Below are 1,784 nucleotides of genomic sequence, written 5' to 3'. Positions count from 1 at the left end.
GGACCACCTCGGCCAGGCCGGCCATGGCGGCGGGCCGTTCGCGCGCGCCCCGGCTTTGCCAGACGTTCGTCGCGAGCTGGTGGTGGTAGCCGCCCGCGCCGAGGAAGGTCGCGCCCGGGTAGCGGATCATCACGTCGAACCCGAGCAGCCCGGCGTAGAAGCGGTCCGCCGGCTCGATCTCTCCCACCTGCAGGTGGACGTGCCCGACCCGCCCGCCCGGCGGCATGCCGGCCCAGGGTCCCGACGCGGCCTGGGTGAGCGCGGCGACATCGAGCCGGTCCCTCCGCAGGACGATCGAGCCGTCCGGCTCCTTCGGCCAGGCCGAACTCGGGCGGTCGGCGTAGACCTCGATGCCGTTGCCCTCCGGGTCGTCGAGGTAGACGGCTTCGCTGACGACATGGTCGGACGCCCCCGACAGGCGGACGCCGCGCTCCCTCGCATGCGCGAGCCACGCGCCGAGTTGCCCCCGGCTCGGCAGCAGGAAGGCCGTGTGGTAGAGGCCCGCCTCCCCGGGGTTCCAGGGGCGGGCCGCCGCGTCGCGCCGGAGTTCGAGCAGCACCGTCGCGCCGACGCCGAGGCGCACGACGTCGGCCTTCTGCGTGACCGTCGTCAGGCCGACGACCTCGCGGTAGAAGCCGGCGAGGGCATCGAGGTCGCGGACGACGAGGGCGACGCTTCCGACACGGTAGGGCGCCGTGTCGAGCAGCGAGCCGGTCCCCTCGGCGGGTGGCCGCGTCGGGCCGACGATGTTTGCCATGTCCGTATCCTTTCAGCGCCGGATTCCGCTGCGGTCTCGGAGAGAGGACGCGTCGCGGTGCGCCGGCACCACGGTCGTCGCAGGCGTCCCGCGGGGGCCGTGGTTCAGGGGCCCGGCTTGGTCGCGGCGACGAGATCCACGTCGACGCCGACCTCCAGCGCGACCCATTGGCCCGAGGCCCACGCGCCCTGGCCGACGCCGAACTCGGTGCGAACGAGGCCGACATGGCCGGTGGCGTGCGCCTGCCCGTTGTCGAGCGTCAGGTGGAAGGGCAGCGTCAGCGGCCGGCTCTTGTCCCGGATCGTCAGCGTTCCCACCGCCTCGTAGTCGCCGTGGCCCTTGTCGACGAACCGGGTTGCCTCGAAGCGGGCCTGGGTCGCGCTCTTCACGTCGAACCAGTCCTTCTGCGGCAGGGCCGCGTCGCGCTGGACGTCGCCGGTCCGCGCGCTGGCGAGGTCGACCAGCACCACCGCATGTCCGGCCTCCGGCTGGGCGGGGTCGAAAGCGATCTTGGCGTCGAAGCGCTCGAAGCGGCCGGTGAACGGGGCGCCGACCTGCACGCCCGCGAACGTGATGGTGCTCTTGGCTGGATCGACGGCCCACTCGGCGGCGACAGCCGGAACCGTGCCGCCCAGCAGGGCTGCGGCGAGGAGGAGGTGACGCAGGTTCATCGGGGCGATCCCAGGGATTCGGACGGGGCCGTCGGCGTGCGGGCCGGCAGCATGCGGCGCAGGACGTCGTCGCGCAGGACGAGGTGGTGACGCAGCGCCGCCGCCACATGCAGGACTAGGAGCGCGGCCAGCAGCCACGCCCCGTAGGCGTGCACCTGCTTCAGGGCGCCTTCCGCCGAGGCCTGGTCCGGGACCAGCGCCTCCAGCGGCAGGTGCGGCCACGGCACGAGGCCGTACAGCACGGTCGGGATGTTGAACGGAGAGAGCGAGACCACGGCCCAGCCGGTCAGGGGCAGCCCGACCAGCAGGAGGTAGAGCAGGCCGTGGGCGGCCGAGGCCGCGCGACGCTCCCGCGG

3 protein-coding genes are annotated in these 1,784 nt (G+C 73.7%); all 3 read right to left on the bottom strand.

All coding sequences use genetic code 11. The annotated features are described in order from the left end of the window. The coding region (locus tag FV222_RS25025) for a VOC family protein (protein ID WP_147815907.1) at window positions 1–757 on the bottom strand (757 nt) is incomplete at its 3' end. A gap of 104 nt (window positions 758–861) precedes the next feature. Then, window positions 862–1,428 carry a YceI family protein gene (locus tag FV222_RS25020; RefSeq protein ID WP_147815906.1) on the bottom strand — a complete coding sequence of 189 codons (567 nt, stop codon included), beginning with the start codon at window positions 1,426–1,428 and terminating at the stop codon, window positions 862–864. Next, a partial coding sequence (locus FV222_RS25015) for a cytochrome b/b6 domain-containing protein (protein ID WP_187277466.1) occupies window positions 1,425–1,784 on the bottom strand: 360 nt, incomplete at its 5' end. The genes FV222_RS25015 and FV222_RS25020, both read right to left, overlap by 4 nt.

Source organism: Methylobacterium sp. WL103 (genome assembly GCF_008039885.1).
Lineage (GTDB): Bacteria > Pseudomonadota > Alphaproteobacteria > Rhizobiales > Beijerinckiaceae > Methylobacterium > Methylobacterium cerastii.
The sequence above is the reverse complement of the archived record's forward strand: the minus strand, read 5'-3'. Positions and strand labels throughout refer to the sequence as shown.

Bases quoted from the DNA above. Each gene is read 5' to 3' on its own strand.
- FV222_RS25020 (WP_147815906.1), bottom strand. From the start codon at position 1,428: ATGAACCTGCGTCACCTCCTCCTCGCCGCAGCCCTGCTGGGCGGCACG.